Source organism: Mesorhizobium sp. B2-8-9 (assembly GCF_006439475.1).
GTDB lineage: Bacteria > Pseudomonadota > Alphaproteobacteria > Rhizobiales > Rhizobiaceae > Mesorhizobium.
In genome coordinates, this window is sequence record NZ_VFTQ01000032.1 from 18,318 (window position 1) to 34,770 (window position 16,453).

The window sequence follows — 16,453 nt, forward strand, 5'->3', positions numbered from 1 at the left end:
AGGCGGGAAACCGCCCCTTGCCGCCAGACCTAAGCCGCCGACTGCGGCAGCACGAACGGCACGCTGCCGGCGGGCAGAGCACCAACCTTCAGCCTGCAGTCAAACACCTTTTCGATCATCTCGTCGTTCAGTACGTCCGTTGGCGACCCCGCAGCCGCCAGCCGGCCGCCATGCAGCATGAAAATCCGGTCGGCATACATGGCCGTCAGGTTGAGGTCATGCAGGATCGCCACCACGCCGCCGCCGCGCCGGGCGAAATCGCGCGCGATGTTCATGATGATGAGCTGGTGCTTGATGTCGAGGCTGGAGACCGGCTCGTCGAGGAACAGATAGCGCGGCCGCCCTTCGAGCACCGGCGCCCAGACCTGACACAGCACGCGTGCAAGCTGCACGCGCTGCTGCTCGCCGCCGGAAAGTTCCTGGTAGAAACGGCCGGCGAAACCGTCGAGGTCGACACGCGCCAGCGCCCGCTCGGGCAAACGCGCATCCTCGCCGGGCAGCATGCCGGATCGACCGCCGACCAGGCCGAGGCGAACGATCTCGCGCACGGTGAACGGGAAGGACAGAGCTGTCGATTGCGGCAGCACCGCGCGCAGTGTGGCTGCCTCGACCGGCTTCATCGCGGACAGATCGCGGCCGTTGAGGGTGACGGTGCCGGTATAGGCAAGCTCGCCGGTCAGTGCCTTGAGCAGCGTCGTCTTGCCGGATCCGTTCGGTCCGACGACGGCCGTCACCGCGCCGGGCCGCGCCGCGAAATCGACATGCGACACGATGCGCTTGCCGCCGATCGCCACCGAAATGTCGCGCGCTTCGATCATGGCGAGCTCATAGATCAACGACGCCACGCTTGCGCAGCAGGATCCACAGGAACAACGGCGCGCCGGCGACCGCGGTGACGATGCCGATCGGCAGTTCGGCGGGCGCGACGATGGTGCGGGCGACCGCGTCTGCGATGAGAAGCAGCGATGCGCCGAGCAGGGCCGAGGCCGGCAGCAGATAACGGTTGTCCGGCCCGATCGCCAGCCGCAGGACATGCGGCACGACAATGCCGATGAACCCGATGCCGCCGCTGATCGCGACCGAAGCGCCGACCGCCGCCGACACCGCGACGACAGCCGTGTATTTCAGCCGCTGCACCGCAATGCCGAGATGGCCCGCGGTCGCCTCGCCCAGCGCCAGCGCGTTGAGGCCGCGCGACAGGAACGGCATTGCCGATAGCGCCAGCGCGATCACCGGCCCCACGGTGCCGATCTTCGGCCATGTCGCGCCAGCCAGCGAGCCGAGCTGCCAGAACGTCAGGTCGCGCAGCTGCCGGTCGTCGGCCATGAAGATGAGGATGCCGGTGAGCGCCATGGCAAGAGCGCTGATGGCGATGCCGGCAAGCAGCATGGTGGCGACCGACGTCCTGCCCTGGCGCGTGGCGATGGCGTAAAGCAGCAATGTCACCGCGAGCCCGCCGAAGAATGCCGCGAGCGGCAAAGCCAGCGTGCCCAGCGCAAGCGTGACGGGCGCAAGCCAGGTCGTGCCGACCACGATGATCGCCACCGCACCGAGACTGGAGCCGGCGGAGACGCCGATAAGGCCGGGATCGGCAAGCGGGTTGCGGAACAGCCCCTGCATCACCGCGCCGCAGACGGCGAGCGCTGCGCCGATCAGCACGCCGAGCAGCACGCGCGGCATGCGGATGTCATAGACGATCAGCCGGTCGCGCGCCGCAAGCGCCGCGTCGGCAGGCATGGTGCTCGTAAACCAATCGCGGATGACGCGGACTGCGGAGGCGTCGGAAGCGCCCGACGTCAGGGACAGGAACACGCAGAGCGCCAGCGCCAGGCACAAGAGCGCGTTGACGAACCTTGCCCGGGCCGAGCGGTCGCCATCGGCCGTCATCACCCTGCCCGCGCCGGCAATGGATTGTTCGGCCATCGCCGCTCAGTCCAGGACCTGGTTGCCGTAGAGCGAAACGGCAAGATCGTGGATGGCTTCGGCCGTGCGCGGCCCGAAGCCGTGCAGGTAGGCGCCCCCCATGCTGATCATCTTGCGGTCGGCGCCCGCCGGTGTTGAAGCGACGCCAGGGTTGGCGAACAACTCCTCTTCCGAGATCGGTGGTCCGGCGCCCTTCATCGTCAGGATGACGTCCGGCCTGGCGCTGACGATCGCCTCGTCGGTCATCGACTTGTAGCCGGAAAAACCCTCGACCGCATTGACCGCGCCGGCCAGCTTGACGATGCCGTCGGCCGCCGTGTCGCTGCCGGCGGCAAGGATCTTGCCGCCCTGCGTCGACAGCACGAACAGCACGCGCTTGCGATCCTTGATCGCAGCCGTCTGCTTTTCGGCCGCCGTCAGCTTCGCGTCCGTCTCGACGGCGAGCTTCTCCGCCTTGGCCCCGACCTCTAGCGCTTTTCCCACGAGGCGGATCTTTTCGAGAATGCCCTCATGATTGTAGTTGTCCGGCACCTCGACGAAAGGCACGCTCGACTTCTTCAGCACGTCGACCGCTTCTTTCGGGCCGCTGCCCTGCAGCGCCAGGATCCCGGTCGGATTGACAGATAGGACACCCTCGGGCGACAGCGCGCGCATATAGCCGACATCCGGCAGCTTCGCCGCCGCCTCGGGATAGCTGCTGGTCGAGTCGCGGGCGACGAGGCGGCCTTCCTCGCCGAGCGCATAGACGATCTCGGTGATCGAGCCGCCTATGGAGACGATCCGCGAGCTGTCCGAAAAGACTGTCATGCCTTCGTCCGCCTTGGCCGGCAGGAGGGCGACGGCAAGCAGGACGCCGAGCATCGGCGCGAGCGCTGCGCGGAAACTGAGAACAAAGCGCATTGGGTGCTACCTCATGCAGCGGTCGGATTGGGAATGCGGGGCAGGTTCTCGGCGAGAAAACGCCAGTCTTCCCGCTCGCCTTCGCCTTCATGGCGCTTGCCGAAGAACTGGATGATCATGCCGCCATTGGCGTCATAGGCCTCCAGCGAGGTGACATGGCCGTCCTTGGTGGGTTTGCGCACCGCCCAGACTTCGCGGATGTGGTCGGTCCTCAGATGCAGATGGAAAGTCTGGTCGACCACGTTGAGCCACGGACCCATCGGCTTGACCGACTTGATCGGGCCGGAATGGATCTGGATGCAGCCGCGGTTGCCGACGAAGCACATGATCGGCATCTCGCCTGCCGCAGCGTGGTGCAACATGGCGCTGACCGCGTCATTGTCGAGCAGCCAGGCATAGTCCTGGCCCACCATGCGCACGGCCTCGCGGCGGCTGAGCTTCAGTGTCTTCAGCATGCCGAAGAACTGATGCACGTCGGTAAGCCGGCTCCAGCGGTCGCGCAGATCGCCGATCGAGGCAGCCGCGCCCTGCCCTTCATCCTCTCCTTCCGCGGCGCTTGGGAGGATCGCGACGGTCGGTTCCTGGTTCGACGATTCGAGGCTCGCCACCAGTTTCTGGTAGGCATAGAGATTGGATGCGGGCCTCAGATGCACCTTGTGCACTGCCTCGCCCGCCGCGTCGAAGAACTGTAGGCTGCGGCGGATCTCGCCGCCGTCGCGCTTTTCGACGGCAAAGCCATGCGCCCAGACCTTCGGGAAGATGCGCAGGTCGATGTTCTCGCCAAGCACCATGGCGTTGTGGTTGCCGGTGACGATTTTGTCGTAGACGCCGATCTTCTCGTGCACGGCGCTTTCGTTCCGGGTCAGCGCCATCACCTCGCCGACCGCCTCGAGGCCGGTCAAAAGGTCGTTGACGCGCGGCTCGACGCGGACAGTGCCGAAGCCGCAGTGCGCTGCAACCAGTTCCGCTTCCGAAATGCCCAGTTGCGCCGAGAGATCGCGCTCGCGTATTTTCGGATTTTCTTCTCGCGCCCGCCGGATTTCCTCCGGCGACGGCTTAACGCGCTGGTCCATTTCGTCCACCCGTATTGTCTGATGTCTGCTCGCCCGCCGGTTCCGATCACTTGTTGAGGATCAGCTTGCCCTGGCGGGTGATCTTCAGGCGGTAGAGCGCGCCATGATGCTCGATGCCGATCTCGTGCTCGCCCTGGAACAGCGTGTTGCTGGAGAGCGTCCTCACCGCCAACGGTACCCTTTCGTAATGCATCTGCGTGTCTTCCGGGCGGCGGACGCGATAGCGGAAATCGTTGGGATTGTGCGTGTTCATCGGGTCGGTCCTTTCCTCTGACGGCCACCTTGGCCGCAGCCTCATAAAATGCCGATTGAATTCTTGACTCTAACAGTCATGTTTACTAGTCGTGCATTACCGGAGTAAATGAGTCAAGATTTAAGACGCCGGATGTGATCAAAAATGCGAGCGAGCCACCGGCCAGCCAGCTGCGAGCTGAAATCTGGAGTTGGGGCAATGGGGTTGGCGACTTGGGGACGGACGGGCCTTGCAGGCAATAGTGCGGGGCCGGGCTTTCGATCGATTGCAAAGACAATCGCCGCATTGATGGCCGGAGCGGCGGCGATCGCGCTCAGCGCGCCCGCCGCGCAAGCGCAGCAAGCCGCGCAGCCGGTCAACCAGCAGCAGGCCGATCAGAAAAAGAAGGCTGACGAGAAGGCCGCGGCCGAAGGGACGCTGCTCGACAAGATCCTCGTCATCAGCCGCACCGGCGAAACCGCGATCCAGTCGCTGGCTTCCGCCAGCCATGTCGACCAGGAGCAGCTCGACCGCCGCATGGCGACGACGCCGAACGAGATGCTGCTCGGCGTGCCCGGTGTCACCGTGCAGGCCGACGCGCGGCGTGTCTCTTCGAGCATCAACATCCGCGGCCTCCAGGATTTCGGCCGCGTCGCGGTGATCGTCGACGGCGCAAGGCAGGATTTCCAGCGCTCGGACCATGGCACGCAGTCGACCTTCTATGTCGATCCCGAGCTGATCAAATCCGTCGACATCATCCGCGGCCCGACCGCCAACACCTATGGCTCCGGCGCCATCGGCGGCGTCGTCTTCTTCGACACCAAGGACGCCGCCGATTTCCTCACGCCGGAGGAGACTTGGGCCGGCTCGCTGACCGGGCGCTATGAAAGCAACGGCAAGGGCTGGACCACCAGTGCGACCGGCGTTTACCGGATCAACGAGAACTGGGATGTTCTCGGCAACATCGTCTACCGCGACTACGACGACTATAAGAACGGCGGCGGCGACACCGTTGCCGGCACCGGTTTCAATGTGCTGAGCGGCCTGCTCAAGACCACCATACGCCCGACCGAAAACAGCGAATTGAAGCTCGGCTGGGTCGGCTCCAAGGACGGCTGGACCGAGACCAGCGGCGGCGTGCCGGCGAATGACGTCGATCTGAAGTCGAACACGTTCACGGCCCGCTACAACATCACCGACGATGCCAGGAGTTGGCTCGACCTCCACATCAACGCCTCCTACAACAGAACCAATCTCGACCTGACGACGCTTACCGCGCAGAACCGCTTCGATCCGGTGACCGGCCTGCCCGTGCTGCTGCCCGCCGGCTCGCTGTCGACCTTCGATGTCGGCACGACCGGCATCGACATCTGGAACACGTCGCGCTTCGAGACGGCGAGCGTCGCCCACGAACTGACCTATGGCGGTGACTGGGTCGGCGACGACGTCGATACAGGCGGCACGGCCGGCGGCGACTCCTTCTACACGCCGTCGGGCAAGCGCAACGTCTCCGGCGCCTACATCCAGGACAAGCTGACTTGGGAGTGGCTCGAGGTCATTGGCGGCCTGCGCTACGACCATTACAGTCTGAAGGACGACACGAATGAGACCTCCGGCGACCGAGTATCGCCGCGCATCACGGTCGGCGTCTCGCCCTTCGAAAGCGCCGGTCTGGCCGGCCTGCAGTTCTACGGCACCTACGCCGAAGGCTATCGCTCGCCCTCGCTGACCGAGACGCTGATCAGCGGCAACCATCCGGCCGGGGTCAGCTTTCCGTTCCTGCCCAACCCGAACCTGAAGCCCGAGACCGGCAAGACAGTCGAGTTCGGCGTCAACTACCAGCAGAACGACATCATCGAGGGCGGCGACGCGCTGCGGCTCAAGGCAGCCTACTTCCACAACAATGTCGACGATTACATCGACGGCGTGACGCTCTCGCCCTTCGATCCAACCAGCGGCTGCCCGTTCGGTCCGGGCATTCCGATCTGCTTCCAATACCAGAACTTCGCCAAGGCCAAGATCGATGGCTTCGAGGTGGAAAGCGTCTATGACGCCGGCTGGGGCTATGCCGGCCTGTCGGCCTCCATCATCGACGGCCACACCATCTCCTATGAAGGCGAGCGCGCCGACCTCGCGACCATCCCCTCCTCGCAGGTGACGGCCCAGCTCGGCCTGCGCTTCCTCCAGGACAAGCTGACCGTCGGCGGCGAGGTCCAGTACAACGGCAAGCCGAAGGGCAATCCGGTTGCCAAGGATTTTACACTGGTCAACGCCTTCGCGAGCTACCAGGCGACCGACAATCTCAAGCTCGACTTCCGCGCCGACAATCTGTTCGACGTCAAATACACCAACCCGCTCAACCGAAGCACGACCGCTGTTCTGTACGAACCCGGCGTCACGCTGGAGCTGGCGGCAACCATGCGTTTTGGCGGCTGAGGAATGGAAAGCTTGACGGCATCGCCTCGCCTGCTGACCTCGGCGCTGGCGATGTCGCTCGGCCTGGCGCCGGCGTGGGCCCAGTCCGCGCCGACTCCGGCCCGAGGCGCTTTCGGCGTATAGGGATGGGATTGCATCCGGCCATTCCGCATGGCGCCGTGGCGTGGCCTGCCTCCGGTCCAGCGCCATGGGCGGCAACCGATCTTGATTTGACAATTCCTTCTCGCGTGCGGCAGGTCTCGGCGCCAGACATGCAGGACATCAATCACCCTTCCGATGCAGGCAATGAACCGGCGATCAAGCCGGACGCGCCGCTCATGCAGACGCGGCAATCCGCGGGAGACCGCAGATGGGCAGTGGCGATCATCGCCTCCGGCCTGCTCCATGGCGCCGCCGCGGCAGCGTTTCTGATCGCACCCGCGGGGACATTCGTTTCCGCGGACGCGATCAGGGCCGAGGGCGCCGACCAGTCCGGCGCCAACGTCATCGGCAGCGCCTTGGACGACCAGGCGTCCGGCGCGGTGGATGTTACCCTGGTCCCGGATCCGCAGCCGGTGAAGCGCCAGGCCGCGAAACCCGCTCCGCTGGCCGAGGCGACGCAGCCGGCAAGTGAGCAAGTGGCGCGCCAGCCTCCGCCGGAAGCCGTCAACGAGCCGGCCTCGGATATCCTGGCGGCCGCCACACCGCGCCAGGATGATCAGAGCGTCCCCACGGACAGCAAGCCGACGCCTGCGATCGAGCCGCAAAGCCCACAAGCGCCTCCTGCCGAGCCCGAGCAATCGCCGGCCCCGAGCGCGACATCGAGCGCATCAGCCGCGCCGGCGGGGCCAAGCGAAACCATTGAACAGCGAGGTACGGCGGATGGCGATACGCGCGACGCGCCGGTCGTCGCCAGCAAGGGCAAGAAACAGGCCGCCGGCAATGCCCTCGAATCCCGCTACAGCGGTGAAATCCAGAAGAAGCTTGCCCGCGCCAACCGTCGCGTTTCGAAATCGATCCAGGCCAAGGCTCGCAACAATGCCAGGGTGGTTTTCGTCGTCGCGGCCGACGGCAGCGTCAGCGACCTGCAGCTCGCCGAAAGTTCAGGATCCGCCGAGCTCGATCAGTTCGCCTTGACGCTGGTGCGCAAACAGGCACCGTTCCCTCCCATTCCACCCGAGACCGGAAAATCGAGCTGGGTGTTCAAGGCGCGGATCGGCCCTTTTTAAAACTTTCGCCATCTCAAGAATTCGTGCATTTCGAAAGGAAACCAATGTATATCGCCATGAACCGCTTCAAGGTCCAGAACGGCTCGGAAGAAGCCTTCGAGAATGTCTGGAAGAACCGCGATTCAAGCCTCTCCGGAATGCAGGGTTTCAGGGAATTCCACCTGCTGCGCGGGCCGGTCAACGAGACCGAGGGCTATACGCTGTTTGCCTCGCACACGGTCTGGGCAAGCGAGGAGGATTTCGTCGCCTGGACGAAATCGGAGAACTTCCGCACCGCCCATCGCAATGCCGGCGGCTCGAAGGTGCACTATCTGGGCCACCCGCAGTTCGAAGGCTTCTCGGTCGTCGAAGGCGCCTGAAACGCGCCTCCGCCAAAAGAGCCCGTCTCGAGCTGACTATGCTGCGGCGAGCAAACTGGCGTTCCCGCCCGCCGCCGTGGTGTCGACGCAGACCGCGCGTTCATGCGCGTAGGCCGCCGGGTTGAGCACCTCGCTGACCAGCGGGACGATCGGCCCGGAGCGCTCGGCAATCACCTTGCGCACGATGCGCGCCGCCTCCGGCGTGCCGGAGAAGGCGACGACATCGACGCGCAGCGAACGCGCCTCGACCGGATCGGGCCGGCCGTCGATCGCCGCCAGCGGCAGGCCCTTGCCGGTCAGCGCCGATAGCGCCGCCGGCGCGCCCGGCGCCACGGCCAGCACGGCATTGCCGGCCGCAAGCGCCTGGATCGTCTGGGCAAGCAGCGTCTCGGCATCCGGACCGAGGCACAGCACTCGGCCACGCGGTGCCAGCGACAGCGTGTTGGCCTCGCCGGTCGGCCCGGGCAGGTCGACCTGGCCGAAATCGAGGCTGGCAGCTGCGGCGATCGCCGCCGCGCCCTTGCCGCGCAGATGCTTCCTCAGGATCGCCACGCGGTCCGGCCGCGTCGACCAGCCGCCCAGCGCCGGATCCGGCAGATTGTCGGCAAGCTCGGTCGCGGTCACCTTGTGGCCTTCCCCAAGCTCGGTGCCGGCCTCAGGCCCCTTGCGGAAGCGGCGCAGATAATGCGGTCCGCCGGCCTTCGGGCCGGTGCCTGAAAGCCCCTCGCCGCCGAAGGGCTGCGAACCGACGACGGCGCCGATCTGGTTGCGGTTGACATAGATGTTGCCGGCATGGATGCCATCGACAAAATGCTGGACACGGCCTTCAATGCGCGTGTGCAGACCGAAGGTCAGCCCATAGCCCTTGCGGTTGATGGCGGCGATCACCGCGTCGGTCTCGTCGGCATCGAAGGTCGCAACATGCAGCACCGGGCCGAACACCTCCCGCTCCATTTCCTCGATGCCTTTGACGCGGAACACATGCGGCGCCACGAAACGGCCGGTCGCCGGCGCTTCGAGCTTGGCGATCAGCCTGCCTTCCAGCCCCTTCTTCTTGCAATAGTCGCTGATCGAAGCTTGCGCCTCATCATCGATTACGGGGCCGACGTCGGTCGAAATCGCCCAAGGATTGCCGACATTGAGCGCTTCCATCGCGCCCTTCAGCATTTCCAGCATCTTCTTCTCGACGTCCTTCTGGACGTAGAGCACGCGCAGCGCCGAGCAGCGCTGGCCGGCGCTCTGGAAGGCGGAGGCGAGGATATCGCGCACCGCCTGTTCCGGCAGCGCGGTGGAATCGACGATCATCGCATTCAATCCGCCGGTCTCGGCGATCAGCATCGCATCGGGCGCCGCGGTCTCGGCCAGTTGCTTCTCGATCAGCTTGGCGACCTCGGTCGAGCCGGTGAAGCAGATGCCGGCAATGCGCGGGTCGGCCGTCAGCGGCGCACCGACCGAGGCGCCATCGCCCGGCAAAAGCTGAATGACGTCTTCCGGCACGCCGGCCTCGCGAAGCATTTCCACGGCGCGGAAGGCGATCAGCGGCGTCTGCTCCGCCGGCTTCGCGATCACCGAATTGCCGGTAACCAAAGCCGCCGCGATCTGGCCGGTGAAGATCGCCAGCGGGAAATTCCACGGCGAGATGCAGACGATCGCGCCCCGCGCCTGCGTGCCGGCTTCGGCATTGGCCGCCTCGGCCGCGTAGTAGCGCAGGAAGTCGACCGCCTCGCGCACTTCGGCGATGCCGTCGGCCAGCGATTTGCCGGCCTCGCGGGTGGCGAGAGCGAAGAACTCGACCGCATTGGCCTCATAGAGGTCGGCGGCGCGGTTGAGGATCGCGGCGCGCTCGGCAACCGGACGCTTCGCCCAGGCGGGTTGCGCGTCGACGGCGATGCGCACGGCGGTCGCCACCTGCTTGACCGCCGCCTCATGTACAGTGCCGACGATTTCGTCGGGCTTGGCAGGATTGACGATCTGGCGCGGCTGGCCGTAGCCCGCGGCGCGCGTCACCGGCTTGGCGTGCCAGCGATCCGTTCCGGCGAACGCCGCCCGCGCCTTCTCGATAGCCGCGAGCGTCACCGGATCGGTGATGTCGAAGCCCTTGGAATTGCGGCGCCCGGCGCCGAAGATCGCGGCCGGGCGCGCGATCGCCGGATTGGCGGCCGGCCCCTGCGTCTCGACCACCGCGAACGGATCGCGCGCGATCTCCTCGGGCTCGACCTCCTCGTCGGTCAACTGGTGAACGAAGGAGGAGTTGGCGCCGTTTTCCAGCAGACGGCGCACCAGATAGGCGAGAAGGTCCGAATGCGCGCCGACCGGCGCATAGATGCGACAGCGCGTGCCCTCGGCCTGCCGCACCGTCTCGTGCAGCGCCTCGCCCATGCCGTGCAGGCGCTGGAACTCGAAGCTGTCGCGGTCCTTTGCCATCGATAGGATGGCGGCAACCGTGTGCGCGTTATGTGTGGCGAATTGCGGATAGATGCGGTCGGTCATCGACAGCAGCTTCTTCGCGCAGGCGAGATACGAAACATCGGTGTTGGCCTTACGGGTGAAGACCGGATAGCCGGACAGGCCGAGCGTCTGCGCCCGCTTGATCTCGGTGTCCCAATAGGCGCCCTTCACCAGCCGCACCATGATTTTGCGATCGTATTTCCTGGCAAGCGCATAGAGCCAGTCGATGGCGAAAGCCGCCCGCGGGCCATAGGCCTGGACAACGACGCCGAAACCGTCCCAGCCGGCAAGTTCCGGCTCTGCCAGCACGCGTTCGATGACGTCGAGCGACAGGTCGAGCCGGTCGGCCTCCTCGGCATCGATGTTGAGGCCCATGCGTGAATGCCGGGCGGCAAGCGCCAACGACAGAAGCCGCTCGGCCATCACTGGCAGCATCGTCTCGCGCTGCGCCACCTCGTAGCGTGGATGCAGCGCCGAGAGCTTGACCGAAATGCCGTGATTGTAACGGATGTCGGGACCGTTCGACCCAGCGTCGAGCGAGGAGATCGCGTCGGCATAGGCGCGGTGGTAGCGCAGCGCGTCGGCTTCGGTGCGGGCCGCCTCGCCCAACATGTCGAAGGAATAGAGATAACCCTTCTGCGTCATCGGCCGGCCGCGCTTGACGGCCTCGGCGATGGTGCGGCCAAGCACGAACTGCTCGCCCATCTCGCGCATTGCCGCGGCGACCGCCTTGCGGATCACCGGCTCGCCAAGCCTGCGCACCATGGCGCGCAGCGTGCCTTCGATGCCGCCCTCGCCTTCGTCGAGCACTCGGCCGGTCAGCATCAGCGCCCAGGTCGAGGCGTTGACGAAGATGGAGCTCGAGCCGCCCGAATGCGCCGACCAGTCATGCGGCGCGATCTTGTCGGCGATGAGATCGTCCATCGTCTCGGCATCGGGCACCCGCAGCAGCGCTTCGGCCAGGCACATCAGCGCCACGCCTTCCTTGGTCGACAGGCCGTAGGCCGAGAGGAAGACCTCCATCAGCCTTGGATCGGTCGAGCCGCGCACCGCACGCACCAGATCGGCCGCGCGCACCGAGATCGCCTTGCGCTCTTCGGCTGACAAGCCCGCCGCCGCCGATAGGCGCTTCACCGCCTCGTCTTCGTCGGGCAAATAATTGGCGCGGATCTGCTGGCGGATGGCGTCGAGCGGCATGTCGGGGTCCATGAAAGCGAGCGTGAGCGAACGGTCTGGCGGTCGCCGGACCGAATGGCGCAAGCTAGCACAGCTGCGGATTCCAGTCGGTCCAAAGAAATCGACATGACAGACTGATCGATCTAACATATAGCGACTAGTCCCATCATTTCGACTGCAATTTTGATGACCGAAGACCAATTGGACCGCATTGACCGCAACATCCTGTCCGCGCTCGGGCGCGACGGTCGGCTTTCGATGTCTGAACTCGCTTTGAAGGTGGGCTTGTCGAAGACGCCGGTGCAGGCGCGCGTGAAGCGGCTGGAGAAGGACGGCTACATAAGAGGCTATCGCGCGGTCATCGACCGCGAGCGCATGGGCGAAGGCCATGTCGCCTTCGTCCAGGTGAAGCTGTCAGACACCCGCTCGGCAGCGCTCGACGCCTTCAACCGCGCGGTGCAGGGCGTGCCGGAGATCGAGCAATGCCACATGATGGCGTCGAGCTTCGATTATCTGCTGAAGGTCCGCACCACCGACATCGCCGCCTACCGCCGGGTGCTCGGCGAGCGCATCTCCGCCCTGCCCCACGTTGCCCAGACGTCGACCTTCGTGGCGATGGAGACGGTGAAGGATCGCTAATCAGACAGCGTCTTCAGGAACGCCACCAGCGCGGCCCGCTCGCGCTCGGACAGCTCGAGCGGGTGCACTTCGGAGACGCCTTCCACGCTGGGCGGTGCTTTCAAATAATGCCCCACCACCTCATCGAGCGTCGCGAACTGGCCGGCATGCATGTAGGGCGGTCGACTTGCGGCGCCCCTGAGCGACGGAGTCTTGTAGGCGCGCATGATTTGCGGCCCGTCCTTGACCATGAAGCGCAGCTCGCGGCAGGCGCTCTCGTCGCCGTCGCGGAACTTGCCGAGACAGTTGAAAGGATCGGCCCCGACCTGCGCCACGGCATCGACGCGCCCGCGGTCAGGCGGCAGGCCGTCGACCGGCGGCACGCCGGTGTTGTGGAAGGAGTTGTCGGTGAAGCGCGGGCCGTTGTGGCAGGTCACGCAATTGGCCTTGCCGATGAACAGCTTCAGCCCAAGGACTTCCTCCGGCGAGAATGCCGCGTCCCCTTCCGGCTTGGCGCCGGTCGCCAGATCGATGGCGAAGCGGTCGAAGCGCGTCTGCTCAGGCTCGATCGAGCGCTCGAAGGCGGCGATCGCCTTGCCGATATTGGCGAAGACGCGGTTGACGTCGTCTTGCCGGCCGGCAGGCATGGCGTTCCACGCGGCCTTGTCGGCATCGCTGCCGAGCGGGGTGGCATTGGCCGGCACGCTGGAAAGGTCCGGCAGCGGTCCGAAGATGCGCTCATAGCGCTCGCCGAACCGCTTCTTGATATAATGCGCGAAGGCGGCTCGATTGCCGGCCTGCTCGAGCGGGTTTTCAAGCGGCGTCAGCGCCTGCGCCCACAGGCTGTCGCGCCTGCCGTCCCAGAAGAACCACGGATTGCGCGCCACGCCCGCCAGCGGCATCGTGCGGCGGTTGGTGTGGCCCACGCCGACCGCCTGCGGCAGGTCGTCCTGGAACTGACGGTCGATCTTGTGGCAGGTCGAGCAGGACACCGTGCCGTCGCGGCTCATGCCGGCATCGAAGAACAGCGTCGAGCCGAGCGCGGCAGCCGCCGGCACATCCGCATATTGGTTGGTGGTGTCGACTTTGGGCGAGGGCAGCGTGTTCAGCGCCAGCGACGCAATGGTTTTCTTCTCGGCGTCGCTGAACTGCGGCTCGCCGCAGCCGCCCAAGGCGAGAGCGGCTAAAGCCAAGAGGCTCGCAACGCTGATCAGCCGCCTCATTGCCCGCTCACAAAACGATGTTGAAGACGACGGAGTCGGAGCCCGCCGCCGCCGAGATACCGAAGTGCAGCTGCCACCAGCCGCTCATCGTGAACTTCACGCCGTCGATGCGGTAGCGCCCCTGGCCCAAATAGTCGGTCGCCTGCGGACTGGTCGGCAGGCCGTGATCGTGCCGCGGCATCCCGCCGGAAACGGTGATGGCAGCTCCCTCCACCGGCGCGCCGGCGGCGGTCTTCAGCGTCAGCAGCCAGGACTGCAGCTCGCCCTGCCGGACGACGCCGCGCTCCGGCTCGAAGCTCGCGACAAACAGGCCGTTCGCCGTCTTCTTCGAGCGCGACAGGTCCGGTCCGGGCGCCGATTGCGGCAGCGTCAGATAGATGGCGGCCACGATGCCGACCAGCAGAGCGGCCAGACCGAGGCCCGCAAGAATGTAACGCCATATCGATGCCAAACCCGTTCCTCTTCGGCTGCTAACGTCGCGGGCCGCTTGCCGCGTCCCGCCCTGCCTGTGGGAAATCGCTTCTGGCGCAAAATTCGCCGGTAGCCAAGCATGGCGCTGCCGGCCGCAAAAAGCTACAGCAACAAGATGTTAGGAAGGGATAAGCCCGCATGGCCAATGGTATCGCATCGATCGGCGAATGCATGCTGGAACTGTCCGGCCAGGCAGGCCCGAACTGGCGCATGGGCTTTGCCGGCGATACCTTCAACACGCTGTGGGCGTTGCACGCCTTGAGCCCGGATCGGCCCGCGACCTATGTGACGGCCTTCGGCGACGATCCCTTCTCGCACGACCAGATCGCTTTCTTTGCCGAGAACGGCATCGGCATAGGCAACAGCCCGGTCATTGCCGGCGCGCGCCCCGGCCTTTACGCCATAACGCTTACAGGAGCCGAGCGCGCCTTCACCTACTGGCGAAGCGACGCGGCCGCGCGCCAGCTCGCCTCGGATCCGACAGCACTGGCAAAAAGCCTTGAAAACCAGGCGCTTGTCTATTTTTCCGGAATCACCCTGGCAATTCTGGACCCGGCGGCGCGCCAAACCCTCCTCTCGGCCGTGGCGACTGCCCGCAAGGCCGGCTCGCTCGTCGCCTTCGACCCGAATTACCGGCCGCGTCTGTGGCCGAGCCGCGAAGCGGCGCAGGCCGCGATCCTGGAAGCGCTTGCGGTGGCCGACATTGCGCTGCCGACTTTTCCGGACGAGCAGATGCTGTTCGGCGATGAGACCCCGGAGGTCACAGCCAAGCGCCTGGGCAAGCTGACCGGCGAGGTCGTGGTCAAGAATGGCGAGCAGCCGGCCCTGATTGCGCTGAACGGCGCTTCACAAGCTGTCGACGCGGTGCATGTGGCGGCCCCCGTCGATACCACGGGGGCCGGCGATTCCTTCAACGGCGGCTATCTCGCCGCCCGGCTTGCCGGCCACGCGCCTGCCGACGCGACACGCCGGGCGCACAAAGTCGCCGCCGCGGTGGTGCAGGTTCGCGGTGCGCTGGCGCCGTTTGAGACGCTAAGGACTGCTTTCGATAGCTAGGACCTTTCAGATTTAGGTCAGGCCGAGTCGAAAATGGTGGCTTCCGAGAACCGGAGCGGAGCGTACTTAAACGTACGTGAGCACCGGAAGCGCAGGAAGCCGCCATTTGCAGGCCGGCCTCACCTAAATCCTAGGGCAGGCGGAACCGGTATTCTGTGACCTGATGATAGATCTGCCCGGGCCACAGCGTCGCCTGCGGGAAATAAGGCCGGTTCGGCGCGTCCGGCCATGTCTGAGCTTCGAGGCAGAGGCCTGAAAACGCCTTGTAGCGGCGGCCGTCGAGCCCCGGCGATGTCGGCGCGACGAACTGACCGCTATAGAGCTGCAGTCCCGGTTCGGTGGTCCACACTTCCATCTCGACGCCGGAATTGGCGCCTTGCACCCAGGCAGCCTGGTGCAGCGGCCCGCGGCTAGAGGCCAGGCAGTAATTCAGGTCATAGCGAAGCTGCTCGCCTTCCATTTCCATGCGCAGCGGCCGCGCCTGCCGGAAATCGTAGGGCGTGCCGTCGACCGGCTTCACGACACCTGTGGGGATCATCTCATCATCGACCGGCGTGTAGGCGCCGGCGTTGAGCATCAGCCGGTGGTCGAGGATGTCGCCGGCGCCGCCGTCGTCGAGATTGAAATAGGAATGCTGCGCGAGGTTGCAGAGCGTCGGCTCCTCGCAGGTCGCGGTCAGCTCCATGCTGAGCGTGCCTGGGATCTTCAGCCGATACGTGCAGGTGACGTCGAGCGCGCCGGGAAAGCCCATCGCGCCGTCCGGATCGTGCAGCGTCAGCGTTACGAAATCGCGGCCATGCAGCGAGACGGCCCATGGCCGGCGGAAAAAGCCTTCCGAGCCGCCATGCAGCGTGTGCTTGCCGAGAAAATTCTGCTCGGTCTGGAAGCGGTTGCCGGCGATGGTGAAGCGGCCGCCGCCGATGCGGTTGGCGAAGCGGCCGACGACGGCGCCAAAGAAGGCGCGGTCGGTCTCGTAGGGCTCGAATCGGTCGTAGCCCAGCACCAGCGGCGCGTCATGGCCGCTCAGCCTGAGGTCCTGAATGATGGCGCCGAGCCCGATGATGTTGGCCGTGATGCCGCCGCCGCGAATGGTGAAGCGGCGCACGGCCTCGCCCGCCTGCGTCGTGCCGAAGACCTCGCCGTCTTTCATTGCCATGCCCGAAATGTCATTTCCGATCCGTGGATTTAGGCCGGCTGCGTATCATCCGGCAAGCGCAGGCTAAGGCAATTCCAGGAAAAGTGCGCAGCGGCTTTGCGCCAAGACAAGGCGATAGAGCAGTCCACCGTTGTCTGAAACGGTGGACTGCTGGGCGCGCCTGCCCCTGTTCCG

The 16,453-nt window shown here is 65.7% G+C and carries 14 protein-coding genes; 5 read left to right on the top strand and 9 right to left on the bottom strand.

The features are described 5' to 3' along the window. Positions 1 to 29: 29 nt before the first annotated feature. From FJ423_RS27910 to hemP, 5 genes are read right to left on the bottom strand one after another with little or no spacing between them, the layout of a single operon-like run. Entirely contained in the window at positions 30 to 818 is a 789-nt protein-coding gene (locus FJ423_RS27910; RefSeq protein WP_140846144.1) for a heme ABC transporter ATP-binding protein, read from the bottom strand. A gap of 7 nt (positions 819 to 825) precedes the next feature. Further along, positions 826 to 1,923, bottom strand: a complete 1,098-nt coding sequence (locus FJ423_RS27915; protein ID WP_140846145.1) for an iron ABC transporter permease — start codon at positions 1,921 to 1,923, stop codon at positions 826 to 828. A 6-nt stretch (positions 1,924 to 1,929) separates the two neighbouring features. Further along, positions 1,930 to 2,823: a hemin ABC transporter substrate-binding protein gene (locus tag FJ423_RS27920; RefSeq protein WP_140846146.1), complete on the bottom strand. Its 894-nt coding sequence runs from the start codon at positions 2,821 to 2,823 to the stop codon at positions 1,930 to 1,932. An 11-nt stretch (positions 2,824 to 2,834) separates the two neighbouring features. Then, positions 2,835 to 3,896, bottom strand: a complete 1,062-nt coding sequence (locus FJ423_RS27925) for a hemin-degrading factor (protein ID WP_140846147.1) — start codon at positions 3,894 to 3,896, stop codon at positions 2,835 to 2,837. A 46-nt stretch (positions 3,897 to 3,942) separates the two neighbouring features. Next, positions 3,943 to 4,149, bottom strand: a complete 207-nt coding sequence (gene hemP / locus FJ423_RS27930; RefSeq protein WP_095765558.1) for a hemin uptake protein HemP — start codon at positions 4,147 to 4,149, stop codon at positions 3,943 to 3,945. 198 nt (positions 4,150 to 4,347) lie between these two features. Here hemP and FJ423_RS27935 point away from each other — a divergent pair, with 198 nt between their 5' ends. From FJ423_RS27935 to FJ423_RS27945, 3 genes are all read left to right on the top strand, one after another. Further along, positions 4,348 to 6,564, top strand: a complete 2,217-nt coding sequence (locus tag FJ423_RS27935; protein WP_181174926.1) for a TonB-dependent hemoglobin/transferrin/lactoferrin family receptor — start codon at positions 4,348 to 4,350, stop codon at positions 6,562 to 6,564. Positions 6,565 to 6,815: 251 nt separating this feature from the next. Beyond that, complete coding sequence (locus tag FJ423_RS27940; protein WP_140846149.1) at positions 6,816 to 7,772, top strand: TonB family protein; 957 nt, start codon at positions 6,816 to 6,818, stop codon at positions 7,770 to 7,772. Between the two features lie 44 nt (positions 7,773 to 7,816). After that, the gene (locus FJ423_RS27945; RefSeq protein WP_140846150.1) at positions 7,817 to 8,131 is read left to right on the top strand and encodes an antibiotic biosynthesis monooxygenase; all 315 of its coding nucleotides are present in this window, start codon (positions 7,817 to 7,819) and stop codon (positions 8,129 to 8,131) included. A gap of 36 nt (positions 8,132 to 8,167) precedes the next feature. Here FJ423_RS27945 and putA read toward each other — a convergent pair whose 3' ends face one another. Next, positions 8,168 to 11,776: a bifunctional proline dehydrogenase/L-glutamate gamma-semialdehyde dehydrogenase PutA gene (gene putA, locus FJ423_RS27950; RefSeq protein WP_140846151.1), complete on the bottom strand. Its 3,609-nt coding sequence runs from the start codon at positions 11,774 to 11,776 to the stop codon at positions 8,168 to 8,170. Between the two features lie 165 nt (positions 11,777 to 11,941). Here putA and FJ423_RS27955 point away from each other — a divergent pair, with 165 nt between their 5' ends. Further along, a complete protein-coding gene (locus tag FJ423_RS27955; protein ID WP_040981793.1) occupies positions 11,942 to 12,394 on the top strand; it encodes an Lrp/AsnC ligand binding domain-containing protein in 453 nt (150 codons plus the stop codon). Here FJ423_RS27955 and FJ423_RS27960 read toward each other — a convergent pair. Continuing rightward, positions 12,391 to 13,596: a cytochrome c peroxidase gene (locus tag FJ423_RS27960; protein ID WP_140846152.1), complete on the bottom strand. Its 1,206-nt coding sequence runs from the start codon at positions 13,594 to 13,596 to the stop codon at positions 12,391 to 12,393. The two genes, FJ423_RS27955 and FJ423_RS27960, sit on opposite strands and share 4 nt — an antisense overlap. 7 nt (positions 13,597 to 13,603) lie before the next feature. Then, positions 13,604 to 14,047, bottom strand: a complete 444-nt coding sequence (locus FJ423_RS27965) for a FixH family protein (RefSeq protein WP_140846153.1) — start codon at positions 14,045 to 14,047, stop codon at positions 13,604 to 13,606. 158 nt (positions 14,048 to 14,205) lie between these two features. Between FJ423_RS27965 and FJ423_RS27970 the strand changes: the two genes are divergently transcribed. Further along, the gene (locus tag FJ423_RS27970) at positions 14,206 to 15,123 is read left to right on the top strand and encodes a sugar kinase (RefSeq protein ID WP_140846154.1); all 918 of its coding nucleotides are present in this window, start codon (positions 14,206 to 14,208) and stop codon (positions 15,121 to 15,123) included. Between the two features lie 130 nt (positions 15,124 to 15,253). Here FJ423_RS27970 and FJ423_RS27975 read toward each other — a convergent pair whose 3' ends face one another. After that, positions 15,254 to 16,279, bottom strand: a complete 1,026-nt coding sequence (locus FJ423_RS27975) for an aldose epimerase family protein (RefSeq protein ID WP_140846155.1) — start codon at positions 16,277 to 16,279, stop codon at positions 15,254 to 15,256. Positions 16,280 to 16,453 lie beyond the last annotated feature (174 nt).